Here is a 26,021-nt window from a genome sequence, read left to right as displayed (position 1 = left end):
GGGATACTGGGGTCATGCGGTTGACGGTCTTCTGGGAGCGGATGGCGGAGCACTTCGGTGCGGGGTACGCCGAAACCTTCGCGCGCGATCACGTGATGTCGGAGCTCGGCGGGCGCACGGTGGTCGAGGCGCTGGACTCCGGCTGGGAGGCCAAGGACGTGTGGCGAGTGGTCTGCTCGGTGATGAACGTCCCGCGGGAAAGGCACTGAGCGGGCGCCAGAACACAGGGCTGTCGTACGAGTGTCGGTGGCGTGGGCGAGACTTTCTCCGTGGCACCAACTGACGAGACGGGGCAGGCGGCCCCGCAGGCATCCGCGATCGGCACGACACCACCCGCACAGCCCCCGGCAGGCGGCGCGGGACGGCCGGGCGACCGCATGCCGCGCTGGCTGCCGCGTGCCATGGTCCTCGCCCTCGCGCTCGTCGCCTGCTTCCAGCTCGGCAGCTGGGCCTTCCACCAGCTGACCGGGCTGCTGATCAACATCCTGATCGCGTTCTTCCTGGCGCTCGCCATGGAGCCCGCCGTGAGCTGGATGGCCTCCCGGGGGGTGCGCCGGGGCCTGGCCACCGGACTGGTCTTCCTCCTGGTGATCGTCCTGTCCGCGGGGTTCGTGATCGCCCTGGGGTCGCTGCTCGCCGGCCAGATCATCAAGATCGTCGAGGGTTTCCCGCAGTATCTCGACTCCGTCATCAACTGGATCAACGCCCACTTCAACACCGACCTGAAGCGGGTGGACGTCCAGGAGGGCGTGCTCCGCTCGGACTGGCTGCGCAGCTACGTCGAGAACAGCGCCACCGGGGTGCTGGACGTCTCCGCGCAGGTGCTGGGCGGGCTCTTCCGGCTGCTGATGATCGTGCTGTTCGCGTTCTACTTCGCCGCCGACGGGCCCCGGGTGCGCCGCGCGCTGTGCTCCGTACTGCCGCCCGCCAAGCAGGCCGAGGTGCTGCGCGCGTGGGAGATCGCCGTGGACAAGACCGGCGGCTACCTGTACTCACGCGGTCTGATGGCGCTGATCTCGGGCGTCTGCCACTACATCCTGCTCCAGTCGCTGAGCGTGCCCTACGCGCCCGTGCTCGCGGTGTGGGTGGGCCTGGTGTCGCAGTTCATCCCGACCATCGGCACCTATCTCGCGGGCGCCCTGCCGATGCTGATCGCCTTCACCGTGGACCCCTGGTACGCGCTCTGGGTGCTGATCTTCGTCGTGATCTACCAGCAGTTCGAGAACTACGTGCTCCAGCCCAAGCTGACCTCCAAGACCGTCGACATCCATCCCGCGGTCGCCTTCGGCTCGGTCATCGCGGGCACGGCCCTGCTCAACGCGGTCGGCGCTCTGATCGCCATCCCGGCGGTCGCCACGCTTCAGGCATTCCTGGGCGCCTATGTGAAGCGCTACGACGTCACCGACGACCCGCGCGTGCACGGCCACCGGGCCCGCGGCGAGCCCGGTCTGCTCGGCCGCGGCCGCCGCTTGCTGGACCGGCTGCGGCAGGACCGCCCGGGGGACGGCTCGGAGAACCGCCCGGAGGGCCGCTCCGACGGTGAGGCGCCGCCGAACGGACCGGATTCGGACTGACGGTCCGCGTCTCCGTCCCGCGTGCCACGCAGTCGGTGCCGCGCCGCGTGCCCCGCAGTCGGAGCCGCGATGTTGAGCATCCGCACATCCGGCGTTGAGTACGCGTACTCAGGGATCGGCGACGGTCGGTGACAAGACTGAGGGCACACCGACCGACTGGAGACGATCATGTTCAAGCCCCGCAGCGCCCGCCGGCCCGCCCCCGCGGCGCGCCCCCGCCGGCTTCCCGGCGTCACCGCCGTCCTCGTGGGCGCGGCAGCAGTGGCGGGGCTCACCGGATGCTCGGCCTTCGAGATCCGGGAGGAGATGTGCATGAGCACGGAGTATCCGGTCCTGGCGGTGAACAGCAGCGGTTCGGACTGTGTCCGGAAGGGCGAGGAGCCCGGGGAGGGGTACGCGCGGTACCCGGAGGGCAAGGTGCCGGAGGTCGTCGGCGACAAGTGGGACGTGTACTGGGACACGCGCACGCTCGACGAGAACGGCAACATCGTCAGGCTGCCCGAGGCGCAGTGATCCGAGGGCACCCTGGGCCGGGGCGACGGGGCCCGGCGGTACCTGGGTCAGGGCGACGGGGTCCGACGGCACCTGGACCGTGGCGACGAGGCCAGGTCGTATGGCGGCACGAGGCCTGCCGGCCGTTCGCGGCAGGGGGTCCGCCGTTCCGGAGACACGCTCCCGGAGCCGCGTGGTGCGCTTGACACGAAAATCGAACATCCATTCTCATGGGGGCTCCGGCGGGGTTCTCCGTGGGTGATTTGATGTAGTTCACACAGAGAAATGCCCGAGTTATCCACAGGCCGGACCGGCGTCGGGGCGCATTGTCAGTGGCAGGCGTTAGCGTCTTTGACGTGAAGCGATCGACTCAAGCAAACCGGGTGGAACCCATGGCAGGAACCGACCGCGAGAAGGCGCTCGACGCCGCGCTCGCACAAATTGAACGGCAATTCGGCAAGGGTGCGGTGATGCGCCTGGGCGAGCGGCCGAACGAGCCCATCGAGGTCATCCCCACCGGGTCGACCGCGCTCGACGTCGCCCTGGGCGTCGGCGGCCTGCCGCGCGGCCGCGTGGTGGAGGTGTACGGCCCGGAGTCCTCCGGCAAGACGACCCTGACCCTGCACGCCGTGGCGAACGCGCAGAAGGCCGGCGGCCAGGTCGCCTTCGTCGACGCGGAGCACGCACTCGACCCCGAGTACGCGAAGAAGCTCGGCGTCGACATCGACAACCTGATCCTCTCCCAGCCGGACAACGGCGAGCAGGCCCTGGAGATCGTGGACATGCTGGTCCGCTCCGGCGCCCTCGACCTCATCGTCATCGACTCCGTCGCCGCGCTCGTCCCGCGCGCGGAGATCGAGGGCGAGATGGGCGACAGCCACGTCGGCCTCCAGGCCCGCCTCATGAGCCAGGCCCTGCGGAAGATCACCAGCGCGCTCAACCAGTCCAAGACCACGGCCATCTTCATCAACCAGCTCCGCGAGAAGATCGGCGTCATGTTCGGCTCCCCGGAGACCACGACCGGTGGCCGGGCGCTGAAGTTCTACGCCTCCGTGCGCATCGACATCCGTCGCATCGAGACCCTGAAGGACGGCACGGAGGCGGTCGGCAACCGCACCCGCTGCAAGGTCGTCAAGAACAAGGTCGCGCCGCCCTTCAAGCAGGCCGAGTTCGACATCCTCTACGGCCAGGGCATCAGCCGCGAGGGCGGCCTGATCGACATGGGCGTGGAGCACGGCTTCGTCCGCAAGGCCGGCGCCTGGTACACGTACGAGGGCGACCAGCTCGGCCAGGGCAAGGAGAACGCGCGCAACTTCCTCAAGGACAACCCCGACCTGGCCAACGAGATCGAGAAGAAGATCAAGGAGAAGCTCGGCGTCGGCGTGCGTCCCGGGGACCCCGCCACCGAGCCGGGCACGGACGCCGCGGTCTCCACGCCCGCGGACGACGCGAAGTCGGTGCCGGCTCCCGCGGCGGCCAAGACCGCCAAGCCCAAGGCCGCGGCCGCCAAGAGCTGACGGCGTGACACGGCGAACCGACTGGGCCGAGTACGCCCGCCCCGGCACTCCCCGGGAGCCGGGGCGGCAGGGGGAAGCGGGCTTCGCCGGGGACGGTGACGACTGGCCGGACGGCCCCACGCGCTCCGACGACGACGGAGGCCGCCGCGGTGGGCGCCGCCGGCCCGGTGAGGGTGGCTCACGCACGGGGCGTGGGCGCCGTCGGCGGGGCGAGGCGGAGCCGTTCGGCGAGGACGGAGGCACCCCTGGCTCGTCGAGGGCCGAGACGGGGGAGTCCTCGGGGGACCCGGTGGAGCGGGCACGGGCGATCTGCCTGCGTCTGCTCACCGGGACCCCGCGCACCCGCAAGCAGCTCGCGGACGCCCTGCGCAAGCGGGAGATCCCGGACGAGGCCGCCGAGGAGGTGCTCTCCCGCTTCGAGGAGGTCGGCCTGATCGATGACGGCGCCTTCGCCGACGCCTGGGTGGAGTCCCGGCACCACGGCCGAGGCCTGGCCCGTCGCGCGCTCGCCCAGGAACTGCGCACCAAGGGCGTCGACCCCTCACTGATCGACTCGGCCGTCTCCCAGCTCGACTCCGAGCAGGAGGAGGCGACCGCGCGCGAACTCATCGACCGCAAACTGCGCTCCACCCGCGGCCTGGACCGCGACAAGCGACTCCGCCGGCTCGCGGGCATGCTCGCCCGCAAGGGCTACTCCGAGGGCATGGCCCTGCGCCTCGTCCGGCAGGCGCTGGAGGAGGAGGGCGAGGAGACGGACCACCTGGGCGACGAGGGTTTCTGAGCCCCGGCCGCCCAGGGGTTCGGCACCGCCGCCCCGGGAGCGCGGCCTCCGTGACCGAGCGCAGCCTGCGTGACCGGACGCGCGGTTCCGTGACCGGAAGCTCGGATCTGGGACGGGCAGCGGATCTGGCACGGGCCCCGGTCGTCAGCGGAGCCCCGGCTCTGTCACCGGCACCACGGCTGTGTCACGAGGCCCCGGTGGGCCCCGTCACCGGAAGCCCCGCCTCCCTCCACGCCTGGAAGCCGCCCACCAGGTCAGTGGCCCGGTGGAGGCCCAGACGGTGCAGGGACTCGGCGGCCAGGCTGGAGGCATAGCCCTCGTTGCAGAGCACCACGACCCGGAGGTCATGGCCGGTGGCCTCGGGGAGACGGTGGCTGCCCAGGGGGTCGAGGCGCCACTCCAGTTCGTTGCGCTCGACGACATGGGCGCCGGGGATCAGTCCGTCCCGTTCGCGCAGGGCGGCGTAGCGGATGTCGACGAGCAGCGCCTCTCCGGCGAGCGCGGCGGTGTGGGCCTCGGCGGGTCCGACCCGCTCGTAGCCGGAACGCACCCGTTCCAGCAACGCGTCGATACCGACCGGCCGACCGGTCTCGCCGCCGGCCGCGTCACCTTCGCCGCCCCGGGTGTCCACGGTCCGGCCGCCGCCCCGATGAACCGAGGGGAGCGGGACCCGGCCCTCGTGTCCACCGCCGTCTGCCGCACGACCCGGCTGATCTTCCGTACCCACCTCGGCCCCTCCGTCCCCGTCGTCGACCCCGCGTCCGCGCCCCGAGGATCCCCGAAGCACTACACCACCACTCCCCGGCTCGATGCTCACTGCCAGTCCTCCGGGCGCTCGACCTGCTCCAGGCGCAGCACCGGGCCGGTGCGGCTGAAGCGGCGGATTCGGGGCAGCGGCGGGTAGTAGGCGTGGACGGAGACCGCGTGGTGCTCGGTGGACTCGTTGAGAACCTCGTGGACGTGGTGCTGTCCGAACGCACGGCCCTCCCCGGCGGGCAGCCGGCGTTCGCGGTCCACGCCCTCGGTCAGCTCCAGGGTCTTCCAGCCGTCGGTGGGCAGCCGGGTGGCGAGCGAGTACTCCGTCAGCTCGCCGCGGGCGGTGAGGAAGGCGCCGACCGAGTCGGCGTGATCGTGCCAGCCGGTACCCGTGCCGGGCGGCCAGCCGATCAGCCACGCCTCACTGCCGCCGGGGCCCTCCAGCCGGACCCAGGTGCGGCCCTCGGGGTCGAGCGGCAGGGAAGCGATCAGCTCGGCGTCGGCGGCCGTGCGCCGTACGAAGTCGAGAAGGTCCGCCTGGGTCGGGACCCGGGCGGGCGCGGACACGGCGGAGGCGGGAGAGACAGACATCGGACACCGTCCTGGAGAAATCGCGAGAGCGCGCGCGGCGGCGGAAGGGCGGCGGCACGCGCGGAAGGAAAGGGATGCGAGTTCAGCAGGACGGACGACACACGCAGCCCGCATAGCGGACCAGGTCCATATGGACCCTCCGCCACAGGCGCACATCGGTGTCGGTCACGATCCGGAGTAGACCACGCCGGTCCGGACGGGTCAACTCACTGTCACCATGCGGACGCAGGGTGACAGTCGCGTGGCAACGAGCGCGGGGGCCACCGGACGGTGGCCCCACCGTCATTCGGCGCGGACGGCCCCAAGATCACTTGGGCCCAGAAACGGAAGCGGAAGCGGAGCTGGACGCGGACGCGGAGCCGGAAGCCGACGCGGCAGCCGCGTGCCCCTCCGCCTCCCTCTCCCCGGGCCCCTCCCCGGGCCCCCCGATCGCCGCCTCGGCCGCCGCGTACAGGTCGGCCGGACGCACGCCGTTCAGCGCCGTGACGAGATGGCCGTCGGGACGTACGAGGAGGACGGTGTGGGCGGACGCGCCCGGGTAGCTCTCGGCGACCAGCAGCTCGGCGGGATGCGGCAGGGCCGTCACCGCCGCCGCCAGGCGGGGCATCAGCCCGGCCGACACCCAGTGCCTGCGCTCCCACACCCCCGTGCCCGGCGCGATCAGCACCACCAGCAGCGCGCCCCGGCCGAGCCGGTCCCGCAGCCGTACGAAGGTGCCGTCCTCGGCGGTGACCCGTACGTCGGCGACGGGCGCGCCCACGGGCGTGTCGACCGGGACCTCTGCCTCGATGTGCCGGGCGGCGAGCGGAGAGTCGGCGTAGCCGCCCGGGGCGCCCACCGGGCCCTGCCCCAGATGGCCGTCCGTGAGCAGCGCGTCATGGCCGCGCCCCGAGCCCGGGACGTAGGCGCGCAGGCCCTTCCCGCCGCGCAGCAGCGGCAGCACCTGGTCGGCGGCGCGCAGCCGGGCGGCGACGACGGCGCGCCGCTCGGCCTGGTAGCTGTCGAGCAGCGACGGGTGCGGCCCGTGGTGCCAGGCGAGCGCCAGTTTCCAGGCGAGGTTGTCGGCGTCCCGCAGCCCCTCGTCGAGTCCCTGGGTACCGAGCGCGCCGAGGAGGTGGGCGGCGTCCCCGGCGAGAAAGACGCGGCCCACCCGCCAGCGGCGGGCCAGCCGGTGGTGCACGGTGTGCACACCCGTGTCCAGCAGTTCGTACGACGGTGTGGCGCCGTCGGTCCAGCCCGTCAGGGTCTCCCGGACGCGGGCGACCAGCAGTTCGGGGGTGACCAGGTCCTTGCCCGGCGGCAGCAGCCAGTCCAGCCGCCAGACACCGTCCGGCAGCGGGCGTGCGGTCACCTCCCCGGCAGAGGGTCCCGACATCCGCCACGGCGGTGTCCGATGGAGCAACGCGCGACCGGGCCACGGAAGTTCCGCGCGCAGCGCGGCAACGGCGTGTCGCTCCACCGCGGTCCGGCCCGGGAAGCGGATGTCCTGGAGTTTGCGCACGGTGGAGCGGGGCCCGTCGCAGCCCACCAGGTAGCTGCCGCGCCACCAGGTCCCCTTGGAGCCGCGGGTGCGTGCGGTGACACCGGAAGGTTCCTGTTCGAGGGCGTCCAGCCTGCTGTCCACCGCGATCCTGACGAGCCGTTCACCGGCCAGGGCCGCGCGCAGCGCGCCGGTGAGGACGTGCTGGGCGAGGTGCAGGGGCGGGGAGGCCTGCGGGGCCTCGGGTTCGGTCTCCGGATCGGCCGGGGCGTCGAAGTCGATCTCCCGCATGACCTGCCTGCGCCTGACCGACCGCCAGCCGGACCACCGGGCACCGGCCTCGTCGAGCGGCAGACCGGTCAGCCGCTCCATGAGCGCGGCGGTGTCCTCGCGCAGCACGACCGTCCGGGCGAGGCGCGGCTCGTCCTTGCCGGGGCCCTCGTCCAGGACGACGGACGGCACTTCCTGGCGGGCCAGCGCCAGGGCGAGCGTGAGCCCGACGGGCCCCGCTCCGACGATGATCACCGGGTCCACGGCGTGGCGCTCCCTGCTCGTGGCGGTGTCTCAGGAGACGTCTGTGAACAGGAGGTTTGAGCAGGGTGCACGATCACAGAACGTATGCAACCCATTGCCGGTGCTTGCGTCAAGTGACGAAGGCAGTGGCGTGATCGCCACTGCCTTCGTGTCACTCGACGAGATCGACCGGGATCAGACCGTGCCGCCGGCTCCGGTGCCGAACGTACCGCCCGTTCCGGCCGGGTTCACTTCCTCGTCCTCGGCCGAGAGCACCGCGCCCGTGCTCCGCTTGCTGCGCCGCAGCCTGGCCTCCAGCCAGCTCGCGAAGCTGGTCAGGATGAAGTTGAGGATGATGTAGATGACCGCGACGACGATGAAGCTCGGGATGACGTTGGCGTAGAACGCCGCGAGCGTGCCGCGGGAGTTGAGCAGCTCGGTGAAGCCGATCATCACACCGCCGAGTGCGGTGTCCTTCACGATGACGACGAGCTGGCTGACGATGGCCGGCAGCATGGCCGTGACCGCCTGCGGCAGCAGGATGCTGGACATCGTCTGGCCCTTGCGCAGACCGATCGCCTGGGCGGCCTCCGTCTGGCCCTTGGGCAGAGCGAGGATGCCGGCCCGTACGACCTCGGCGAGCACCGAGGCGTTGTAGAGCACCAGGCCCGTGACGACCGCGTACAGCGGCCGGTCCGCGCTGGAGACGTCGGTGGAGCGGGCGTAGAACTCGTTGGCGAACAGCATCAGCAGCAGCACCGGGATGGCCCGGAAGAACTCGACCACGGCGCCGGACGGGACGCGGACCCAGCGGTGGTCGGACATGCGGGCGATGCCGAAGAACGCGCCCAGCGGGAGGGCGATCACCATCGCGAGCGCCGCGGCCTTGAGGGTGTTGGCGAGCCCGGGCAGCAGATACGTCGTCCAGGCCTCGGACGTGGTGAAGGGCTCCCAGAGCGCCCACTCCAGCTGTCCCTTGTCGTCCATGACCCGCCACACCCACCACAGCGCCAGGGCGAGTACGGCGAAGAAGACGATGGACAGCAGGAGATTGCGCCGTTTGGCCTTGGGGCCCGGAGCGTCGTAGAGGACGGAACTCATCGCTTCACCGCCAGTCGCTTGCTGAGCCAGCCGAGGAACAGGCCGGTCGGCAGGGTCAGAACCACGAACCCGAAGGCGAAGACGGCGCCGATCAGCAGTGTCTGTGCCTCGTTCTCGATCATTGCCTTCATCAGATAGGCCGCCTCGGCCACACCGATCGTCGCCGCCACCGTCGTGTTCTTGGTCAGCGCGATCAGCACGTTGGCGAGCGGGCCGATGACGGCGCGGAACGCCTGCGGCAGCACGACCAGTCGCAGCACCTGGCTGAAGCTCAGCCCAAGGGCGCGGGCGGCCTCGGCCTGGCCCACGGGTACCGTGTTGATGCCGGAGCGCAGCGCCTCGCAGACGAACGCGGCGGTGTAGGCGACGAGACCGAGGACCGCGAGGCGGAAGTCACGGGTCTCGAAGTTGTCCGGCGCTCCCATGCTCACCCGGAAGACGCCGGCGAGGCCGAGCGAGGTGAAGACGATGATGACCGTCAGGGGGATGTTACGGACGATGTTCACGTACGCGGTGCCGAAGCCGCGCATGAGCGGTACCGGACTGACCCGCATGGCGGCCAGCAGGGTGCCCCAGATCAGGGAGCCGATACCGGAGAAGACGGTGAGCTGCACCGTGACCCAGAACGCCCCCAACAGGCTCGGGTCGTTATATTCAGATAGAAAATCGAACACAGTTTCCCGCGCTTCCGGGGGTAGGGGTGTGCGGGTGCGCCGCCCCCAGGGGCGGCGCACCTCCAGGCCAGGGGCCTCAGCTCACGATGACGCCGATCTTCGGGGCGGCCTCGTTCTGGTAGTTGGCCGGGCCGAAGTTGTCCGCCACGGCCTTGTCCCAGGCCTTGTCGGCGACCATCTTCTCGAGGGCCGCGTTGATCTTGTCGACGGTCGCGGTGTCACCCTTCTTCACACCGATGCCGTAGTTCTCGTTGCTCAGCTTCAGACCGGCGAGCTTGAACTGACCCTTGTACTGCTCCTGCGCGGCGAAGCCGGCCAGGATCGAGTCGTCCGTGGTCACCGCGTCGACGGCACCGCTCTGGAGGTTGGCGATGCACTCGGAGTACGAGCTGTACTCCTGGAGCTGGGCCTTCGGGGCGATCTCCTTCTGGACGTTCTGCGCGGACGTCGAGCCGGTCACCGAGCACAGCTTCTTGCCGTTGAGGTCGGTGCCCTTGGTGATGTCGGAGTCCGACTTGACCAGCAGGTCCTGGTGGGCCAGCAGGTACGGGCCGGCGAAGTCGACCTTCTGCTTGCGCTCGTCGGTGATCGAGTAGGTCGCGGCGATGAACTTCACGTCGCCACGGGCCAGCGCGTTCTCACGGTCGGCGCTCTTGGTCTCGACGAACTCGATCTGGTCGGGCTCGTAGCCGAGCTCCTTGGCGACGTACGTGGCCACGTCCACGTCGAAGCCGGAGAACTTGCCGCCCGGCTCCTTCAGACCGAGACCGGGCTGGTCGTACTTGATGCCGATCTTGATCGTCTCGCCGCCACCGGTGCCGGAGCCGGAGCCGCTGTCGTTGTCGCCGTCGTCGCCCCCACAGGCCGTCGCGGTCAGGGACAGGACGAGCGCAGCAGCGGCCGCGGCGGAGACCTTGCGGAGCTTCATGGTGAACATCCTTCGTGTGGTGAGGAGATGCCGTGTTGCTGGAAGACGCTTTACATCACGGGAGCGACGAAACGTCAGTGGTGCAGGATCTTCGACAGGAAGTCCTTGGCGCGGTCGCTGCGCGGGTTGCTGAAGAACTGGTCTGGCGCAGCCTCTTCGACGATCCGGCCGTCCGCCATGAACACCACGCGGTTTGCCGCCGATCGTGCGAATCCCATCTCGTGGGTGACGACGATCATGGTCATGCCGTCTCGGGCGAGCTGCTGCATGACCTCCAGGACCTCGTTGATCATCTCCGGGTCGAGCGCCGACGTCGGCTCGTCGAAGAGCATGACCTTGGGGCCCATCGCGAGTGCCCGCGCGATGGCGACACGCTGCTGCTGTCCACCGGAGAGCTGGGCAGGGTACTTGTCCGCCTGAGTACCCACACCCACGCGGTCCAAGAGTGCGCGGGCCTTCTCCTCGGCCGCCTTCTTGTCCGTCCTGCGGACCTTGACCTGGCCGAGCATGACGTTCTCGAGCACGGTCTTGTGCGCGAAGAGATTGAAGGACTGGAACACCATGCCGACGTCCGCGCGCAGACGCGCGAGGCCCTTGCCCTCGGTGGGCAGCGGCTTGCCGTCGATGGTGATGGCGCCGGAGTCGACCGACTCCAGGCGGTTGATGGTGCGGCACAGGGTGGACTTGCCGGACCCGGAGGGCCCGATGACCACGACGACCTCACCGCGCGCAATGGTGAGATCGATGTCCTGGAGTACGTGCAACGCGCCGAAGTGCTTGTTGACGCTCTTCAGGACGACCAGTTCGTCGGGCGCGGCCACGTCATCCTTGGCCACCGATACTTCGGTCATCGCTCTCTGGCTCCGTCCTCCTCGGTTTCGGAGGACAGTAATAACCCTACGCGACCAGCGTCATTACATCTGAGGGGAATCTGAGCATCACGATCCGATAGCAATCGGACACGTGTCGTAGCACTTGCGGCCTGGCCGCGTATCGGCCGGATAACGGAAGCCGCGAGCAACCGGAACCCTCTTGACGCCGTCCTCGTCAATCGGCGTGACTGCCTTGATGCACGCGCGCGCGTGCATGCGTTTGCAGACGACGAGACCGTACGCGCCATGAACCGAAGGAGGCCGGGATGAGACTGCTCCTCGTCGAGGACGACAACCATGTCGCCGCGGCCCTGTCCGCGGTACTCGCGCGGCACGGCTTCGACGTCACCCATGCCCGCAGCGGCGAGGAGGCCCTTCAGGCACTCGTCCCCGAGGGGCCGGGCTTCGGCGTGGTCCTGCTCGACCTCGGCCTGCCCGACCAGGACGGCTACGAGGTCTGCGGGAAGATCCGCAAACGCACCAGCACCCCGGTCATCATGGTCACCGCGCGTTCCGACGTCCGCTCCCGCATCCATGGCCTCAACCTGGGGGCGGACGACTACGTCGTCAAGCCGTACGACACGGGAGAACTGCTCGCGCGCATCCACGCGGTCAGCCGGCGCACCGTGCCCGAGGACGCCGCGGGCGGCGGCGACGCCGTGCTGCGCCTGGGAACCGTGCACATCGAACTGCCCACGCGCAGGGTCAGCGTCGACGGTTCGGTCGTCCAGCTGACCCGCAAGGAGTTCGACCTGCTCGCCCTCCTGGCGCAGCGGCCCGGAGTGGTGTTCCGCCGGGAGCAGATCATCAGTGAGGTGTGGCGCACGAGTTGGGAGGGGACGGGGCGCACTCTCGAGGTGCATGTGGCGTCCCTGCGGGCCAAACTGCGGATGCCCGCGCTGATCGAGACCGTGCGAGGCGTCGGGTACCGGCTCGTCGCCCCCGCCGCCTAGCGGGCCGGGGTGCGCACTCGACTTCTGCCGCTGCTCATCGTCCTGATGGCGGCCGTACTGCTGGCGCTGGGCGTGCCGCTGGCCGTCAGCGTGGCCGCGGGGGAGCAGCAGCGTGTGATCGTCGACCGGATCGACGACACGGCCCGCTTCGCCGCGCTCGCCCAGTACGTCACGCCCACGACGACCGGCCCCGGCGCCACCTCCCCCGACCAGCGCACCCTCAGCCGCGAACTGGCCAGCTACCACGAGGTCTACGGCATCCGTGCCGGGGTCTTCTACCGCAACGGCTCCCCGATGGCCCAGGCGCCCACCGACTGGCTGCTGCCCGACGAGGGGGAGGTGCGCCGGGCGTTCGCCGAGGCGCTGCTCAGCCGGCGCAGCCAGGACCCCAAGCAGATCTGGCCCTGGCAGCGCCGCAGCATGGTCGTCGCCTCACCGGTCATCCGGGACGGTGACGTCGTCGCGGTCGTCGTCACCGACTCGCCGACCGGCGCGATGCGCTCCCGCATCCTGCAGGGCTGGCTGCTCGTCGCGGCGGGCGAGTTCGCCGCGATGCTGCTCGCCGTCGGCGCGGCCCTGCGGCTGACCGGCTGGGTGCTGCGGCCCGTGCGGGTCCTGGACGCGACCACGCACTCCATCGCGAGCGGCAGGCTGAAGTCCCGGGTCGCGGTGGCGAGCGGTCCGCCGGAACTCAGACGGCTGGCCCGGTCGTTCAACGAGATGGCCGACAACGTCGAGGACGTCCTGGAGCAGCAGCGCGCCTTCGTCGCCGACGCCTCGCACCAGCTGCGCAACCCGCTCGCCGCGCTCCTGCTGCGCATCGAACTGCTCGCCCTCGAACTGCCCGAGGGCAACGAGGAGATCGCCTCGGTCCAGGCCGAGGGCAAGCGTCTGGCCCAGGTCCTGGACGACCTGCTCGACCTGGCCCTGGCCGAGCACGCCCAGGCCGACCTGAGCCTGACCGACATCGGGGCGCTCACCGCCGAGCGGGTCGCGGCCTGGTCCCCGACGGCCGAGGCGAGGGGCGTACGGCTGCTGGGGGACTGCCCGCCGACCACCGCCTGGGCGGACCCGGTCGCCCTGTCCAGCGCCCTGGACGCGGTGATCGACAACGCCGTGAAGTTCACGCCCGAGGACGAGTGCGTGGAGGTCGCGGTCGCGTCGAACGGCGATGTCTCGACCATCGTGGTCACCGACCGCGGGCCGGGCCTGACCGACGAGGAACTGACCCGTGTCGGCGATCGTTTCTGGCGCAGCGGGCAGCACCAGAACATCAAGGGCTCCGGGCTCGGCCTGTCCATCTCCCGGGTCCTGCTGGAGGCGGGCGGCGGCTCCATCGCGTACGACCGCCGGGAGCCGCACGGGCTGCGGGTGACGGTGTCGGTGCCCAGGTCGGGGCCGGTGCGCTAGGGGCGTCCGGTGCGCTGGGGGCAGCTGTGCCGGCCGGGGTTGCTGCGGACGCGACCGGTGCGGCGGGGGCCCGGCCCGGGGTGCGAAATCCCTAGGGCTTGACCGAGCGGTAGTAGCGCCGGGCGCCCTCGTGCAGGGGCACCGGGTCGGTGTAGATGGCCGTGCGCAGGTCCACGAGCTGGGCCGAGTGGACGTCCGCGCCGATCCTGTCCCGGCTCCTGATCACGGTCCGGGTCAGCCACTCGGTGAGCCTGGCGTCCACGTCCGCGCGCGTGACGAGGAGGTTGGAGACGGCCATCGTCGGTACGGGCGTGCCGTGCTGGACGGCCGGGTAGGCCGACTCCGGCATGGTCGTGGCCCGGTAGTAGCGGGCGGCGCCGCCCTGTCCCTGGAGCCGGGCCACGAAGTCGGCGTCCAGCGGGACGAACCGGAAGGCGAAGTCGTCGGCGAGCGCCGTCAGACCGTCCGTGGGCAGTCCGCCGGACCAGAAGAACGCGTCGATCCGGCCGTTCTCGAGCCCCTCGGGGCCGGTGGCGATGCCGTCGGGGAGCGGGGTGATGTCGGTACGCGGGTCGATGCCCGCCGCCTTCAGCACCTGGGTGGCGATCAGCCGCACTCCGGAGTCCGGCAGACCGATGGCCACCCGCTTGCCCTTGAGGTCCTCGACCGACTCCACGTCCGAGCCGCTCGGCACGACCAGATGCACATAGTCGTCGTACAGCCGTGCGACTCCGCGCAGCTGCCCGGCCCCGGGACCGGCGTCCTCGCGGTACGTCTCCACGGCGTCGGCCGCGGCGATGGTGAAGTCGGCGGTGCCCGCGGCCACCCGGGCCACGTTCTTCTGCGACCCGTCGCTGAGCTGGAGCCGTACGTCCAGGTCCGGCATGTCCCGCTTCAGCGCGTTGCGCAGCAGGCTGCCGTACTTCTGGTAGACGCCGTGCGGCGAACCCGTGCTGAACGTGACGTTCCCGCTCGGCGGCTCGTCCCCGAACGGCAGCAGCCACCACAGCAGCAGCCCGAGCGCCACGAACACGGCGCCCGCGCCCTGGAGGGCACGTCGCCTGCCGATTCGGGGGAACGCCTTGAACATGGGCGCGATCCTGCCAGGCCGGGCAGGGTGCTGACCAGGGGCGGAGGGGGAGCGGGCCCGACGAGGCCCTGGTGCGCGGGTGGTGGGAGTGTCCGGGGTGGACGGTGGGCGTGCCCGGGGAACTGTCGGTGGCGGGCGGTGTGCGTCCCCGGGGGAGTACCGGAGGCGGACGGTGCGCGCGCCCGGGGGACCGTCGGTGGCGGCCGTTGTGCGGGCGCGGGGGAGTGCCGGAGGCGGACGGTGTGCATGCCCGGGGACTGTCAGTGGCGGCCGTTAGAGTCGGCGCATGAACCCCTCGCCCGCCGATCTCGTCCGTGAGTTCCACCAGACCTTCGGCCTCGCCACCCGCAGTACGCCCGCCGAGGTCGCCCCGGAGCTCGCCGCGCACCGTGGGGAGCTGCTCGCGGAGGAGGCGGCGGAGGTCGCGGAGGTGTCGGTGTCCGGCCCGCTGGACCGGCTCGCGCACGAACTGGCGGACGTCGTGTACGTCGCCTACGGCACCGCCCTCGTGCACGGCATCGACCTGGACGCCGTGCTCGCCGAGATCCACCGCTCCAACATGACCAAGCTGGGACCCGACGGCCAGGTCGCCCGCCGCGCCGACGGCAAGGTCCTCAAGGGCGAGCACTACCAGGCCCCGGACGTCTCGGCCGTCCTGCGCCGCCAGGGCTGGACATCCGGCAACGGGGCCTGACCTGGTCCGGCGCCGGTACCGTCCGGCCCCGCGGGGAAGCCCGGGACGAGGCCCTCCCCGGACCGCCTACCCTTGACCGCATGACCAGCAGCAGTGACCGGAGCCCGGCCGTGGACGTTCAAGGGACCAAGACGTACGAAGTGCGCACCTACGGGTGCCAGATGAACGTCCACGACTCCGAGCGGTTGTCCGGACTGCTCGAGGACGCCGGATACGTCCGCGCCCCCGACGGAGCGAACGGCGACGCCGACGTCGTGGTCTTCAACACCTGTGCCGTGCGCGAGAACGCCGACAACCGGCTCTACGGCAACCTCGGCCACCTCGCGCCGATGAAGGCGCAGCGCCCCGGCATGCAGATCGCGGTCGGCGGCTGCCTCGCCCAGAAGGACCGCGACACCATCGTGAAGCGGGCGCCCTGGGTGGACGTCGTCTTCGGCACGCACAACATCGGCAAGCTGCCGGTGCTGCTGGAGCGCGCGCGGGTGCAGCAGGAGGCGCAGGTCGAGATCGCCGAGTCGCTGGAGGCGTTCCCGTCCACGCTGCCGACCCGCCGCGAGAGCGCCTACGCCGCGTGGGTCTCCATCTCCGTCGGCTGCAACAACACCTGCACCTTCTGCATCGTCCCGGCGCTGCGCGGCAAGGAGGAGGACCGCCGCCCCGGCGACATCCTCGCCGAGATCGAGACGCTGGTCGGCGAGGGCGTCTCCGAGATCACGCTGCTCGGCCAGAACGTCAACGCCTACGGCTCCGACCTCGGCGACCGCGAGGCCTTCAGCAAGCTGCTGCGCGCCTGTGGGGAGATCGAGGGCCTGGAGCGGGTCCGCTTCACCTCCCCGCACCCGCGCGACTTCACCGACGACGTGATCGCGGCGATGGCGGAGACCCCGAACGTGATGCCGCAGCTGCACATGCCGCTGCAGTCCGGCTCGGACACCGTCCTGAAGGCGATGCGCCGCTCCTACCGGCAGGAGCGTTACCTCGGGATCATCGAGAAGGTCCGCGCGGCGATCCCGCACGCGGCCATCTCCACCGACATCATCGTGGGCTTCCCCGGCGAGACCGAGAAGGACTTCGAGCAGACCATGCACGTGGTGCGCGAGGCCCGGTTCGCCAACGCCTTCACCTTCCAGTACTCCAAGCGCCCCGGCACCCCGGCCGCGACGATGGACGGCCAGATCCCCAAGCAGGTCGTCCAGGCGCGCTACGAGCGGCTCGTCGCCCTCCAGGAGGAGATCTCCTGGGACGAGAACAAGAAGCAGGTCGGCCGCACCCTGGAGCTGATGGTCGCCGAGGGCGAGGGCCGCAAGGACGGCGCGACCCACCGTCTGTCCGGCCGGGCCCCCGACAACCGCCTCGTCCACTTCACCAAGCCGGACCAGGAGGTCCGCCCCGGCGACGTCGTCACCGTCGAGGTGACCTACGCCGCCCCGCACCACCTCCTCGCCGAGGGCCAGGTGCTGAGTGTGCGCCGCACGCGCGCGGGCGACGCCTGGGAGCAGCGCAACGCCCAGGAGCAGGACAAGAAGCAGGGCGTCATGCTCGGCCTGCCCAAGGTGGGCGTCCCGGCGCCCCTGCCGGTGGCCGCAGGCAGCGGCTGCGGCTGCGACTGAGCGGCGGGCCGAGCAGCCCGGCGACGGGGGTGACGACGGGGCGGCCTCGCCGGGTCGGCGAGGCCGCGACGGGTGACGGTTCGCCCCGCCGGGGCCCGGAGCCCGCAGGACGCGCCGGTCGCGCGCCCCACGCGCGCGTGCGCGGGTTACGCTGCCGATCATGCTTGTCGCCGCCGCAGTCTGCCCCTGCCCTCCGCTGCTGGTCCCCGACGTCGCCGCGGGTGCCGCGCCCGAACTCGACGCCGCCCGTGCCGCGTGCGCGGACGCCCTGGGGCTGCTCGCCGCGGCCCGGCCCGATCTGCTGGTGGTTGTCGGCCCGGACGCGGAGACGGGACCGACGGCGTACGCGCAGGGCACGCCCGGCTCGTTCCGGGGCTTCGGCGTCGAGCGGGACGTGACGCTGGGACAGGCGCGGGACGGCGTCGTCGGCACTCTTCCGCCGTCGCTGGCCGTCGCCGGATGGCTGCTGGAGCGGACCGGATGGGCGGACGCCCCGATCGAGGGACTCGGCGTGGGGGAACCGCTCGCGGTCGACCGGTGCATCGAGATCGGAAGCGGGATCGCCGCCCGGACGGAACGGGTGGCCCTGCTGGTGATGGGCGACGCCAGCGCGTGCCGCACACTCAAGGCCCCCGGCTACCTGGACGAGCGGGCCGAACCGTTCGACGCGGAGGCCGCGCGGGCCCTGGAGACGGCGGACCTCGCGGCCCTCAAGGGGCTGGACGCCGATCTGGCCCGTGAGCTGATGGTGTCCGGCCGGGCACCGTGGCAGGTCCTCGCGGGCGCGGCCGACGGGGCCGCCCTCCGAGGCGCCCTGCTGTACGAGGACGCGCCCTACGGAGTGGGATACCTGGTCGCTGCCTGGTCGTAGGGCAGCGCGACACGCAGGGACGCGACACCGAGGGACGCGACACCGATGCACGCGACGCGATATTGAGGCACGCGACACAGAGGGACGCGGACCCCCGGATCGACCGGACTCATAGGTCCCGCGGTGGCCGGGCGCCGCACCTCGCGACGACGAGGGCGGCCGGTCGCACGCAGGAAGGGCGGGCGGCCGGGAGCCCAGCTCCCGGCCGCCCGCCGTCGGACCGACGCGGGGTCAGGAGGCCGGCGGCGGGGAGTCCGGCGACGTGCCGGGACGGTCGGCGGTCCCGGTGCCCTCCTTGTGCGCGAGGCGGTCCACGGCTCCCTTGGCCTTGCCCGTCCCCGTGTGGATCTTGCCGCTGTACTTGCCCTTGGTCTTCTCGTCGACGACCTTCGCCGCCTTGTCCAGACCGTGATGGATCTTGTCCCCGTGCTGTTGCGCGAGGCCGGAGACCTTGTCCTTGGCCGGGGAGAGCTTGCCCTTCAGGTTGTTCAGGAGACCCATGGTCCACCTTTCGTAGCGGTGGGTTATCTGTGGGCGCCCTCGCCGGCCTCGTTGTCGGCCGCCTCGTCGGCGGACTGCTGCTTGGGGATGGCGACGCCGTCACCCGCGGTTTTCGCGGCGGACTCCTCGCCCTGCCCCTGCACCGGCACCTCGTTCGCCGTCCGTGCCGTGGCCCCGGCCGGCTCCCGCGTGGTCCCGGTGGCTTCCGCCGCCTCACCCGCGTCGGCCCCGGTCGCCGGGGTGGCGGCCTGGGTCTCGGCGGTCGGCGTCTTCTCCGTGGCCTTGGACCTTCGGAGAAGTCGCGCAAAAACGCCCATATCAACTCCATACGTTACTCGTGCGGGCGAAATCCCGCGTTGCCCGGTGTGTCCGATTGCGTCGCCCGGGTCACCGCCTCCGTGCGTGGGCGGCTAGCACCTCGCATCGGGGAACGACACCGGACCGCCGCCGTCACGTAACTCGTTCGGGGCCACCCCTCGGGGTTTGGGAGACTGGTGCGGTGAGCAGCGCAGCCCCCGCCCCCCGAGTCATCGCCGTCGTCGGACCCACCGCGGCCGGAAAATCAGATCTGGGCGTATTTCTCGCCCGGCAGCTCGGCGGCGAGGTCGTCAACGCCGACTCCATGCAGCTGTACCGGGGGATGGACATCGGCACCGCGAAACTGACGCCCGAGGAACGGGGCGGTGTCCCGCACCACCTCCTCGACATCTGGGACGTCACGGTCACGGCGTCCGTCGCCGAGTACCAGCGGCTCGCGCGTGAGCGCATCGACGCCCTGCTCTCCGAGGGACGCTGGCCGATCCTGGTCGGCGGTTCCGGCCTGTACGTCCGTGGCGCCGTCGACAACCTGGAGTTCCCCGGCACCGACCCCCAGGTCAGGGCCAGGCTGGAGGAGGAGCTCACGCTGCGCGGCTCCGGGGCGCTGCACGCGCGCCTCGCCGCCGCCGATCCGGAGGCCGCGCGGGCGATCCTGCCCAGCAACGGCCGCCGGATCGTGCGCGCCCTGGAGGTGATCGAGATCACCGGCCGGCCGTTCACCGCCAATCTGCCCGGCCACGACTCCGTCTACGACACCGTCCAGATCGGCGTCGACGTGGCGCGCCCCGAGCTGGACGACCGCATCGCGCGCCGCGTCGACCGGATGTGGGAGACCGGTCTGGTGGAGGAGGTGCGGATCCTGGAGGCGCAGGGACTGCGCGAGGGGCGTACGGCCGCCCGCGCACTCGGTTACCAGCAGGTTCTCGCCGCGCTGTCCGGGGAATGCACCATGGACGAGGCACGTGACGAGACCGTTCGTGCCACCAAGCGCTTCGCGCGCCGCCAGGATTCATGGTTCAGGCGGGACCCGCGGGTGCATTGGCTGAGTGGGGCTGCGGCGGATCTCACAGAACTTCCGCACCGCGCGCTGGCGTTGGTCGAACGACCGGTTACAGCCTGATCACGTGATGGCATCGGGACGCTCCGGCCGTCATCCGGGGCTCCGGCGCCGTGCCATCATCGAGCTTCGATCGACCAAGTGGAGTCCGAGTTGGGAGGGCGCGTGGCGATGGAGGCCGGCCCTCGCGACACCGCACAAGACACCGAACCCGTCACCGCCGACAGCGGTCCGACGGAGCCGGACGAGCAGCGTCTGAGCGCCGACGGTCCCGACGAGACACCGGACGGGGTGACCGACGACGGCCCCGAGCCGGAGGAGATGTTCGCGGGCGGTCCCGAGGTCGAGGTCGAGCTGCGTCCCCAGCGCAGACTGCGGATCTGGCAGCTCGCCCCGATCGTGGGCCTCGCCGCGCTTGGCTCCCTGATGTTCGCCTTCCCGCTGGCCTTCGACTTCGGTGACAGCGGTGCCGTGATCGCCATGCTGGGCCTGCTGATCTCCCTCTGCGCCGCGGGCTGGGGCATGATGGCCGCCCGCCGCGTCGGCTACACCTGGCCCGGCCTCCCGCAGCGCGGGTCCGGACGACGGCCCGACTGGCGGGTCGTGATCGCCTACGCCGTCGTGGTCCTGGCCGTCGTGGTCCTGGCGGTGTGGCGGGTCGCGCGGCTGCGCTGACACCGGGCCCGCCCGCGGCCGCGGCTGCCGTACCGGCCGTCAGGCGATACGGCACGCCGGAGTGTCGTACCCACACCGTACGATCGAGGAATGAGCACGCGGATCGCCTTCCTCAAGGGGCACGGCACCGAGAACGACTTCGTGATCGTCCCGGACCCCGAGAACGCCGTCGACCTGCCCCCGTCCGCCGTGGCCGCCCTGTGCGACCGTCGCGCGGGCATCGGCGGCGACGGACTGCTGCACGTGGTGCGGTCCGCCGCGCACCCGGAGGCGCGGGGGATGGCCGCGGAGGCGGAGTGGTTCATGGACTACCGCAACAGCGACGGCTCCATCGCCGAGATGTGCGGTAACGGCGTGCGGGTCTTCGCCCGCTACCTCCAGCACGCCGGCCTGGCCGCCGAGGGGGACCTCGCCGTCGCCACGCGCGGTGGGGTGAAGAGCGTGCACCTCGCCAAGGACGGTGACGTCACCGTCGGCATGGGCAGAGCCCTCCTGCCCGAGGGAGACGTCACGGTCGCCGTCGGCGGGCACACCTGGGCCGCGCGCAATGTGAACATGGGCAACCCGCACGCGGTCGCCTTCGTCGACGACCTCGCCGACGCGGGGACGCTCCACGAGGCCCCGCCGTTCAGCCCGGCCTCGGCGTACCCGGACGGGGTGAACGTCGAGTTCGTCGTCGACCGTGGCCCCCGGCATGTGGCGATGCGGGTGCACGAGCGCGGCTCCGGCGAGACCCGCTCCTGCGGCACCGGCGCCTGCGCGGTCGCCGTCGCCACCGCCCGCCGCGACGGCGCCGACCCGGCGGCCACCGGTACGCCCGTCACCTACACAGTCGACGTCCTCGGAGGCCGCCTGCTGATCACCGAGCACCCCGACGGAACCGTCGAGATGACCGGCCCGGCGGTGATCGTCGCCGAGGGCGAGCTGGACGCGGAGTGGCTGGAGGGCGTCAGAGGCTGAACCCGCCTCGGTCCTCCCGCCCCGGGTCGAGGGCGCGTCGACCCGGTCTCGGCCCTCCCGGCCGGTGCGCCTCGAGCCCGCCTCGGTCCTCCCGTCCCGGGCTGCGTGAGCCTGGGGCCCTTCTGACGGATCTCCGTGGGAGTAGGAGCGGCGTTCGGTGCGGGCGATCGGCGTGCGGTGCGGAGGAGCATGTGGCGGAGCCGCCACCTGTCCTTTCGCGCCGTGCGGCTGGGGTACCTCCCACGCCCTTGAGGCGGTGAGGGAAAACGTGCCGGGCGTCGCGACGCCGCGGAGATCCGTCAGAAGGGCCCCGGACCCCGCTACTCCATCGCGAGCCCGGTACCCCTCGTACGGGGCACCCCACCGATGGCCGGCGTGCGCCAGGACCCGCGCCTTTCACGCCGGTCCGGGCATTCACAGACACGCCCCGCCCCGGGCGAGTGACCGGACTCGGGTTCGACACCCGGGTCGCCCCAGCTCATGCGGATCGCAAATCGTAAACCTCAATCGCATCCCTCGAATGGGTGATCCGTTTCACGCTCGGCGAGAGGCGGTCAGCCGGGCGTGATGGGCTCGGTAGCATCAAGCACCGGCCCGGACGGGGGATGGCTGCCATCCCCTGAGCCGTGTCCGCCATGGGGCACCCGTCCGCCGGTCCACGCAGCCGGAGGTGCCCATGAGTGCGGAGGCCACGAACCCTGCGACGCCAGGCCCGGTGACGGGCGCCCTGACAGGGCTGCCGACCACGCCGACCAGCCCGGTGTCCGTGTCCCGCAAGCGCGCCCGTGCGCGTATCGACCTGCGCCGACTGGGCCGGGCCGCGCTGCTCGGCCCCACCGCCCGCGACCGGCTGCCCGACGCCATCAGCCATCTCGTCGACGCGCACCGCGCCCATCACCCCGACGCCGACCTGGACCCGCTGCGCCGCGCGTACGTCCTCGCGGAGTCCTCGCACCGCGGCCAGATGCGCAAGAGCGGCGAGCCGTACATCACGCATCCGCTCGCCGTGACGCTGATCCTCGCCGAACTCGGCGCGGAGACGACGACGTTGACCGCGTCCCTCCTCCACGACACCGTCGAGGACACTGATGTGACGCTGGATCAGGTCGGCGATGAGTTCGGCGCGGAGGTGCGCTATCTCGTCGACGGCGTGACGAAGTTGGAGAAGGTCGACTACGGTGCGGCCGCCGAGCCCGAGACGTTCCGCAAGATGCTCGTCGCCACGGGCAACGACGTCCGCGTGATGTCGATCAAACTCGCCGACCGCCTGCACAACATGCGCACCCTCGGCGTGATGCGCCCCGAGAAACAGGCGCGCATCGCCAAAGTGACCCGCGACGTACTGATCCCGCTCGCCGAACGACTCGGCGTCCAGGCCCTCAAGACGGAACTGGAGGACCTGGTCTTCGCCATCCTGCACCCGGAGGAGTACGAGCACACGCGCGAGCTGATCGTCGGCAACACCGCCCGCGCGGACGACCCCCTCGCGGAGATGGCCGAGGAGACGCGCACCGTGCTGCGCGAGGCCGACATCACGGCGGAAGTCCTCATCAGACCAAGGCACTTCGTCTCCGTGCACCGGGTGTCCCGCAAACGCGGGCAGCTGCGCGGAGCCGACTTCGGCCGGCTGCTGGTGCTCGTGAACGAGGACGCAGACTGTTACGGCGTCCTCGGCGAACTGCACACCTGTATGACCCCGGTGGTATCGGAGTTCAAGGACTTCATCGCCGTACCGAAGTTCAACCTGTACCAGTCGTTGCACACGGCGGTGGCCCGCGCCGACGGCCAGGTCGCCGAAGTCCTCATCCGCACCCACCAGATGCACAAGGTCGCCGAGGCCGGCGTGGTCGCGCTCGGCAATCCGTACACGCCCGGGGCCGACGAACCCGTCGACGGCGAGCGCGTCGACCCCACCCGCCCCGGCTGGCTGAGCCGACTCCTCGACTGGCAGGAGGCCGCTCCGGACCCCGACACGTTCTGGTCCACCCTGCGCGAGGACCTCGCCCAGGACCGCGAGATCACCGTCTACCGCCCCGACGGCGGCACCCTGGGCCTGCCCGAGGGCGCCACCTGCGTGGACGCGGCCTACGCGCAGTACGGCGAGGACGCGCACGCCTGCATCGGCGCCCGCGTCAACGGACGCCTCGCGACCCTGAGCACGATTCTGCGCGACGGCGACAGCGTGCAGCTCCTCATGGGCCAGGACCCCGCCTCGGAGCCCTCCCGGGAGTGGCTGGACCACGCGACCACGCCCGCGGCACGGATCGCGATCCAGCGCTGGATCGCCACCCATCCGACGGCCGCCGAGGAACCGGCGGAGCCCCTGCCCGGCGAGCCGGGCGAGGCCACCGCGCAGGGCGCACGCGTACCCGCGCCGGAACGGCGCTACCGGCCGTCCCCCGCGACCACCGACGCCGAAGGGGACGCGGACGCCCCGGCGGAGCCCACGGGCGGGGGCGCCTTCGTCGTCGACCGGCCCGGCGCGATCGCGCGGCTGGCGGGCTGCTGTACGCCGGTACCGCTGGACGAGGTCACCGGCTTCGCCGTGCGCGGTGGCGTGGTGACCGTGCACCGCGTCGCGTGCCCGGCGGTGGCGCGTATGACGGACGCCGGGCGCGCGGAGGTGCCCGTGCGCTGGGGCGAGGGCGTCGAGTGCCGGGTGACCCTGTTCGCGGAATCGTTCGTCCGCCCCCATCTGCTCGCCGACCTCACCGAGGCCATGGCGCTGGAGGGCGCCGAGATCGTCTCGGCGACCGTGGAACCGCCCAGCCAGCAGCGCGTCCGGCACACCTACACCGTCACCCTGCCCGACGCCGCACGGCTGCCCGAGCTGATGCGCGCCATGCGCAACGTGCCCGGCGTGTACGACGTCAGCCGCGCGCAGGCCGGTGACACCCCCGAGGAGTGACGTCTCGTCACACCGCCGCGTGGAAGCCCCCGTTCGGGTGGGCCCGGCGCGCGTCGGCACGGCCCGGCACGCGCGCGCTGGTAGCCGTGGTGCATGCTGCTCACTTCCCGTGTCACCCGGCGCGCGGCTGCCTTTGTCGCGCCACGCGCGCGTGCCGCCCGTCCCGGCACCCGCTCCCGGCGTCTGACGGCCTCCCTGCTGGCCTCAGCCGTCTCCGTCTGCCTCGTCGCCGCGAGCGCGCCGCCGGCACCGCTCGGCGTCGGTGACCGCCTCTTCCCGAACCTGGGCAACCCCGGCTACGACGTGGCGGCCTACGACCTGTCGTTCGTCTATGGCGGCTCCAACACCGAGCCGCTCCAGGCCGTCACCACGATCGACGGCTGGACCACCGCCGCGCTGGACCGCGTGAACCTCGACTTCGCCCACGGAAAGGTCGGCTCGGTCGAGATCGACGGAGAACCCGCCGAGTTCGCCACCGTCGGCGAGGACCTCGTGGTCACCCCGAAGGAACCGCTCGCCCCGGGCAACTGGATGCGGATCACCGTGCGCCACACCAGCGACCCGGTCTCGCCCGAGGGCCGCGACGGCGGCTGGGTCCGCACCTCGGACGGGCTCGCCATGGCCAACCAGGCCGACGCCGCCCACCTGGTCTTCCCGTGCAACGACCACCCCTCCGACAAGGCCGTGTTCACCATCCGGGTCTCCGCCCCCGAGGGCTACACGGCCGTCGCCAACGGTCTCCGGACCGGCGTGGACAGCGCGCGCGGGACGACGACGTGGACGTACCGAACCCGCCACCCCATGGCCACCGAGCTGGCCCAGGTCTCCATCGGTCGCTCCACCGTGGTCCACCGCACCGGCCCGCACGCACTGCCCCTGCGCGACGTCGTCCCCACCGAGCACCGCGAGGCGCTCGAACCCTGGCTGGCGAAGACCCCCGAGCAGATCTCCTGGATGGAGGGCAAGGTCGGGCGCTACCCCTTCGAGACGTACGGCCTGCTCATGGCCGACGCCTCGACCGGCTTCGAACTGGAGACACAGACGCTCTCCCTCTTCGAGCGTGACCTGTTCACCGAGCCCGCCTACCCGAAGTGGTACGTCGAGTCGATCATGGTGCACGAGCTGGCGCACCAGTGGTTCGGCGACAGCGTCACCCCGCGCACCTGGTCCGACCTCTGGCTCAACGAGGGCCACGCCACCTGGTACGAGGCCCTGTACGCGGAGGAGAAGGCCGACCGGCCGCTCCAGGACCGGATGAAGGCCGCCTACGGCGCCTCCGACCGCTGGCGCGCGGTCGGCGGACCCCCGGCGGCACCGAAGGCGCCCCGGCCGGGCAGCAAGATCGGCATCTTCCGCGCGAACGTGTACGACGGGGCCGCCCTCGTCCTCTACGCCCTGCGCCAGGAGATCGGCCGCCCCGCCTTCGAGAACCTGGAGCGCGCCTGGGTGAGCCGCCACGACGACGCCACCGCGAGCACCGCCGACTTCGTCGCCCTCGCCGAGGAGGTCTCCGGACGCGACCTCGGAGCCTTCGCCGAGGCCTGGCTGTACGGCGAGAAGACCCCGCCCATGCCGGGCCACCCGGACTGGAGGACCGTGGCACCCGCCGAGGCCCGGAACTGAGGCGGTGGGGGCCGGCCCGCCGGAACGGCCGCAAGGCCTGTAAATAAGGCGGTGACGAGACGTGGCGTACCG

At 71.6% G+C, this 26,021-nt stretch carries 26 protein-coding genes; 15 read left to right on the top strand and 11 right to left on the bottom strand.

All coding sequences use genetic code 11. The features are described 5' to 3' along the window. Nucleotides 1–14: 14 nt before the first annotated feature. From ACFYR0_RS15505 to recX, 5 genes are all read left to right on the top strand, one after another. Nucleotides 15–209, top strand: coding sequence for a DUF3046 domain-containing protein (locus ACFYR0_RS15505; protein ID WP_386386115.1), 195 nt, complete (start codon nt 15–17; stop codon nt 207–209). Between the two features lie 60 nt (nt 210–269). After that, nucleotides 270–1,574 carry an AI-2E family transporter gene (locus tag ACFYR0_RS15500; protein WP_389327017.1) on the top strand — a complete coding sequence of 435 codons (1,305 nt, stop codon included), beginning with the start codon at nt 270–272 and terminating at the stop codon, nt 1,572–1,574. A gap of 168 nt (nt 1,575–1,742) precedes the next feature. Continuing rightward, the gene (locus ACFYR0_RS15495; protein ID WP_389327014.1) at nt 1,743–2,087 is read left to right on the top strand and encodes an SCO0607 family lipoprotein; all 345 of its coding nucleotides are present in this window, start codon (nt 1,743–1,745) and stop codon (nt 2,085–2,087) included. Nucleotides 2,088–2,458: 371 nt separating this feature from the next. Then, on the top strand, nt 2,459–3,583 hold the full coding sequence (gene recA / locus ACFYR0_RS15490) for a recombinase RecA (RefSeq protein WP_389327011.1): 1,125 nt from the start codon (nt 2,459–2,461) through the stop codon (nt 3,581–3,583). A 4-nt stretch (nt 3,584–3,587) separates the two neighbouring features. Further along, complete coding sequence (gene recX / locus ACFYR0_RS15485) at nt 3,588–4,364, top strand: recombination regulator RecX (RefSeq protein ID WP_389327008.1); 777 nt, start codon at nt 3,588–3,590, stop codon at nt 4,362–4,364. 184 nt (nt 4,365–4,548) lie between these two features. Here the strand turns inward: recX and ACFYR0_RS15480 are convergent, their stop codons facing one another. From ACFYR0_RS15480 to ACFYR0_RS15445, 8 genes are all read right to left on the bottom strand, one after another. Then, entirely contained in the window at nt 4,549–4,995 is a 447-nt protein-coding gene (locus ACFYR0_RS15480; RefSeq protein WP_389327005.1) for a rhodanese-like domain-containing protein, read from the bottom strand. Between the two features lie 182 nt (nt 4,996–5,177). Continuing rightward, nucleotides 5,178–5,711 (bottom strand): cysteine dioxygenase, encoded by a 534-nt coding sequence (locus tag ACFYR0_RS15475; RefSeq protein ID WP_389327002.1) that lies wholly within the window; start codon nt 5,709–5,711, stop codon nt 5,178–5,180. An 82-nt stretch (nt 5,712–5,793) separates the two neighbouring features. After that, a complete protein-coding gene (locus tag ACFYR0_RS15470; protein WP_389326999.1) occupies nt 5,794–5,997 on the bottom strand; it encodes a putative leader peptide in 204 nt (67 codons plus the stop codon). Nucleotides 5,998–6,018: 21 nt separating this feature from the next. Further along, nucleotides 6,019–7,725: an FAD-dependent monooxygenase gene (locus tag ACFYR0_RS15465; RefSeq protein WP_389326996.1), complete on the bottom strand. Its 1,707-nt coding sequence runs from the start codon at nt 7,723–7,725 to the stop codon at nt 6,019–6,021. A gap of 174 nt (nt 7,726–7,899) precedes the next feature. After that, nucleotides 7,900–8,805 carry an amino acid ABC transporter permease gene (locus tag ACFYR0_RS15460; RefSeq protein ID WP_389326993.1) on the bottom strand — a complete coding sequence of 302 codons (906 nt, stop codon included), beginning with the start codon at nt 8,803–8,805 and terminating at the stop codon, nt 7,900–7,902. Continuing rightward, nucleotides 8,802–9,479: an amino acid ABC transporter permease gene (locus tag ACFYR0_RS15455; protein WP_389326990.1), complete on the bottom strand. Its 678-nt coding sequence runs from the start codon at nt 9,477–9,479 to the stop codon at nt 8,802–8,804. Before ACFYR0_RS15455 ends, ACFYR0_RS15460 begins: the two co-directional genes overlap by 4 nt. Before the next feature lie 76 nt (nt 9,480–9,555). Next, nucleotides 9,556–10,407, bottom strand: a complete 852-nt coding sequence (locus tag ACFYR0_RS15450) for a glutamate ABC transporter substrate-binding protein (RefSeq protein ID WP_389326987.1) — start codon at nt 10,405–10,407, stop codon at nt 9,556–9,558. Between the two features lie 74 nt (nt 10,408–10,481). Further along, nucleotides 10,482–11,258, bottom strand: coding sequence for an amino acid ABC transporter ATP-binding protein (locus ACFYR0_RS15445; protein ID WP_389326984.1), 777 nt, complete (start codon nt 11,256–11,258; stop codon nt 10,482–10,484). A 287-nt stretch (nt 11,259–11,545) separates the two neighbouring features. Between ACFYR0_RS15445 and ACFYR0_RS15440 the strand changes: the two genes are divergently transcribed. After that, nucleotides 11,546–12,232: a response regulator transcription factor gene (locus ACFYR0_RS15440; RefSeq protein WP_386386095.1), complete on the top strand. Its 687-nt coding sequence runs from the start codon at nt 11,546–11,548 to the stop codon at nt 12,230–12,232. Between the two features lie 9 nt (nt 12,233–12,241). After that, nucleotides 12,242–13,642 carry an ATP-binding protein gene (locus tag ACFYR0_RS15435; protein WP_389326981.1) on the top strand — a complete coding sequence of 467 codons (1,401 nt, stop codon included), beginning with the start codon at nt 12,242–12,244 and terminating at the stop codon, nt 13,640–13,642. A 91-nt stretch (nt 13,643–13,733) separates the two neighbouring features. Here the strand turns inward: ACFYR0_RS15435 and ACFYR0_RS15430 are convergent, their stop codons facing one another. Then, on the bottom strand, nt 13,734–14,732 hold the full coding sequence (locus tag ACFYR0_RS15430) for a TAXI family TRAP transporter solute-binding subunit (protein ID WP_389326978.1): 999 nt from the start codon (nt 14,730–14,732) through the stop codon (nt 13,734–13,736). Between the two features lie 286 nt (nt 14,733–15,018). Here ACFYR0_RS15430 and ACFYR0_RS15425 point away from each other — a divergent pair, with 286 nt between their 5' ends. The 3 genes from ACFYR0_RS15425 to ACFYR0_RS15415 all read left to right on the top strand — a co-directional run bounded on the left by ACFYR0_RS15425 (nt 15,019) and on the right by ACFYR0_RS15415 (nt 17,907). Further along, nucleotides 15,019–15,426 (top strand): MazG nucleotide pyrophosphohydrolase domain-containing protein, encoded by a 408-nt coding sequence (locus ACFYR0_RS15425; protein ID WP_389326975.1) that lies wholly within the window; start codon nt 15,019–15,021, stop codon nt 15,424–15,426. Between the two features lie 80 nt (nt 15,427–15,506). Further along, nucleotides 15,507–17,036: a tRNA (N6-isopentenyl adenosine(37)-C2)-methylthiotransferase MiaB gene (gene miaB / locus ACFYR0_RS15420; RefSeq protein ID WP_389326972.1), complete on the top strand. Its 1,530-nt coding sequence runs from the start codon at nt 15,507–15,509 to the stop codon at nt 17,034–17,036. Between the two features lie 160 nt (nt 17,037–17,196). Then, the gene (locus tag ACFYR0_RS15415; RefSeq protein ID WP_389326969.1) at nt 17,197–17,907 is read left to right on the top strand and encodes a class III extradiol dioxygenase subunit B-like domain-containing protein; all 711 of its coding nucleotides are present in this window, start codon (nt 17,197–17,199) and stop codon (nt 17,905–17,907) included. A gap of 231 nt (nt 17,908–18,138) precedes the next feature. On the opposite strand, the gene ACFYR0_RS15410 is transcribed toward ACFYR0_RS15415, so the two are convergent. Both ACFYR0_RS15410 and ACFYR0_RS15405 read right to left on the bottom strand, forming a co-directional pair. After that, entirely contained in the window at nt 18,139–18,408 is a 270-nt protein-coding gene (locus tag ACFYR0_RS15410; protein ID WP_389326966.1) for an antitoxin, read from the bottom strand. Between the two features lie 23 nt (nt 18,409–18,431). Continuing rightward, nucleotides 18,432–18,725 carry a hypothetical protein gene (locus ACFYR0_RS15405; RefSeq protein WP_389326963.1) on the bottom strand — a complete coding sequence of 98 codons (294 nt, stop codon included), beginning with the start codon at nt 18,723–18,725 and terminating at the stop codon, nt 18,432–18,434. Between the two features lie 182 nt (nt 18,726–18,907). Between ACFYR0_RS15405 and miaA the strand changes: the two genes are divergently transcribed. The 5 genes from miaA (at nt 18,908) to ACFYR0_RS15380 (ending at nt 25,949) form a co-directional block, all read left to right on the top strand. Further along, a complete protein-coding gene (gene miaA / locus ACFYR0_RS15400; RefSeq protein WP_389326960.1) occupies nt 18,908–19,846 on the top strand; it encodes a tRNA (adenosine(37)-N6)-dimethylallyltransferase MiaA in 939 nt (312 codons plus the stop codon). 108 nt (nt 19,847–19,954) lie between these two features. Beyond that, nucleotides 19,955–20,458 carry a hypothetical protein gene (locus ACFYR0_RS15395; RefSeq protein WP_389327104.1) on the top strand — a complete coding sequence of 168 codons (504 nt, stop codon included), beginning with the start codon at nt 19,955–19,957 and terminating at the stop codon, nt 20,456–20,458. 90 nt (nt 20,459–20,548) lie between these two features. Continuing rightward, nucleotides 20,549–21,418, top strand: coding sequence for a diaminopimelate epimerase (dapF, locus tag ACFYR0_RS15390; protein WP_389326957.1), 870 nt, complete (start codon nt 20,549–20,551; stop codon nt 21,416–21,418). Between the two features lie 676 nt (nt 21,419–22,094). Continuing rightward, nucleotides 22,095–24,326, top strand: a complete 2,232-nt coding sequence (locus ACFYR0_RS15385; RefSeq protein WP_389326954.1) for a RelA/SpoT family protein — start codon at nt 22,095–22,097, stop codon at nt 24,324–24,326. 93 nt (nt 24,327–24,419) lie between these two features. Continuing rightward, complete coding sequence (locus tag ACFYR0_RS15380; RefSeq protein ID WP_389326951.1) at nt 24,420–25,949, top strand: M1 family metallopeptidase; 1,530 nt, start codon at nt 24,420–24,422, stop codon at nt 25,947–25,949. Nucleotides 25,950–26,021: the final 72 nt, after the last annotated feature.

The organism is Streptomyces sp. NPDC005017, from assembly GCF_042873115.1.
GTDB lineage: Bacteria > Actinomycetota > Actinomycetes > Streptomycetales > Streptomycetaceae > Streptomyces.
Note: the sequence above shows the minus strand (reverse complement) of the source record. Positions and strands in the feature narration are given on the sequence as shown.

Excerpts from the sequence above, each read along its gene's own strand:
- ACFYR0_RS15505 (WP_386386115.1), top strand. The coding sequence starts at position 15 with ATGCGGTTGACGGTCTTCTGGGAGCGGATGGCGGAGCACTTCGGTGCG.
- ACFYR0_RS15495 (WP_389327014.1), top strand. The coding sequence starts at position 1,743 with ATGTTCAAGCCCCGCAGCGCCCGCCGGCCCGCCCCCGCGGCGCGCCCC.
- recA (WP_389327011.1), top strand. The coding sequence starts at position 2,459 with ATGGCAGGAACCGACCGCGAGAAGGCGCTCGACGCCGCGCTCGCACAA.
- ACFYR0_RS15475 (WP_389327002.1), bottom strand. The coding sequence starts at position 5,711 with ATGTCTGTCTCTCCCGCCTCCGCCGTGTCCGCGCCCGCCCGGGTCCCG.
- ACFYR0_RS15470 (WP_389326999.1), bottom strand. The coding sequence starts at position 5,997 with ATGACGGTGGGGCCACCGTCCGGTGGCCCCCGCGCTCGTTGCCACGCG.
- ACFYR0_RS15460 (WP_389326993.1), bottom strand. The coding sequence starts at position 8,805 with ATGAGTTCCGTCCTCTACGACGCTCCGGGCCCCAAGGCCAAACGGCGC.
- ACFYR0_RS15450 (WP_389326987.1), bottom strand. The coding sequence starts at position 10,407 with ATGAAGCTCCGCAAGGTCTCCGCCGCGGCCGCTGCTGCGCTCGTCCTG.
- ACFYR0_RS15445 (WP_389326984.1), bottom strand. The coding sequence starts at position 11,258 with ATGACCGAAGTATCGGTGGCCAAGGATGACGTGGCCGCGCCCGACGAA.
- ACFYR0_RS15440 (WP_386386095.1), top strand. The coding sequence starts at position 11,546 with ATGAGACTGCTCCTCGTCGAGGACGACAACCATGTCGCCGCGGCCCTG.
- ACFYR0_RS15430 (WP_389326978.1), bottom strand. The coding sequence starts at position 14,732 with ATGTTCAAGGCGTTCCCCCGAATCGGCAGGCGACGTGCCCTCCAGGGC.
- ACFYR0_RS15425 (WP_389326975.1), top strand. The coding sequence starts at position 15,019 with ATGAACCCCTCGCCCGCCGATCTCGTCCGTGAGTTCCACCAGACCTTC.
- miaB (WP_389326972.1), top strand. The coding sequence starts at position 15,507 with ATGACCAGCAGCAGTGACCGGAGCCCGGCCGTGGACGTTCAAGGGACC.
- ACFYR0_RS15415 (WP_389326969.1), top strand. The coding sequence starts at position 17,197 with ATGCTTGTCGCCGCCGCAGTCTGCCCCTGCCCTCCGCTGCTGGTCCCC.
- ACFYR0_RS15410 (WP_389326966.1), bottom strand. The coding sequence starts at position 18,408 with ATGGGTCTCCTGAACAACCTGAAGGGCAAGCTCTCCCCGGCCAAGGAC.
- ACFYR0_RS15405 (WP_389326963.1), bottom strand. The coding sequence starts at position 18,725 with ATGGGCGTTTTTGCGCGACTTCTCCGAAGGTCCAAGGCCACGGAGAAG.
- ACFYR0_RS15395 (WP_389327104.1), top strand. The coding sequence starts at position 19,955 with ATGGAGGCCGGCCCTCGCGACACCGCACAAGACACCGAACCCGTCACC.
- dapF (WP_389326957.1), top strand. The coding sequence starts at position 20,549 with ATGAGCACGCGGATCGCCTTCCTCAAGGGGCACGGCACCGAGAACGAC.
- ACFYR0_RS15385 (WP_389326954.1), top strand. The coding sequence starts at position 22,095 with ATGAGTGCGGAGGCCACGAACCCTGCGACGCCAGGCCCGGTGACGGGC.
- ACFYR0_RS15380 (WP_389326951.1), top strand. The coding sequence starts at position 24,420 with ATGCTGCTCACTTCCCGTGTCACCCGGCGCGCGGCTGCCTTTGTCGCG.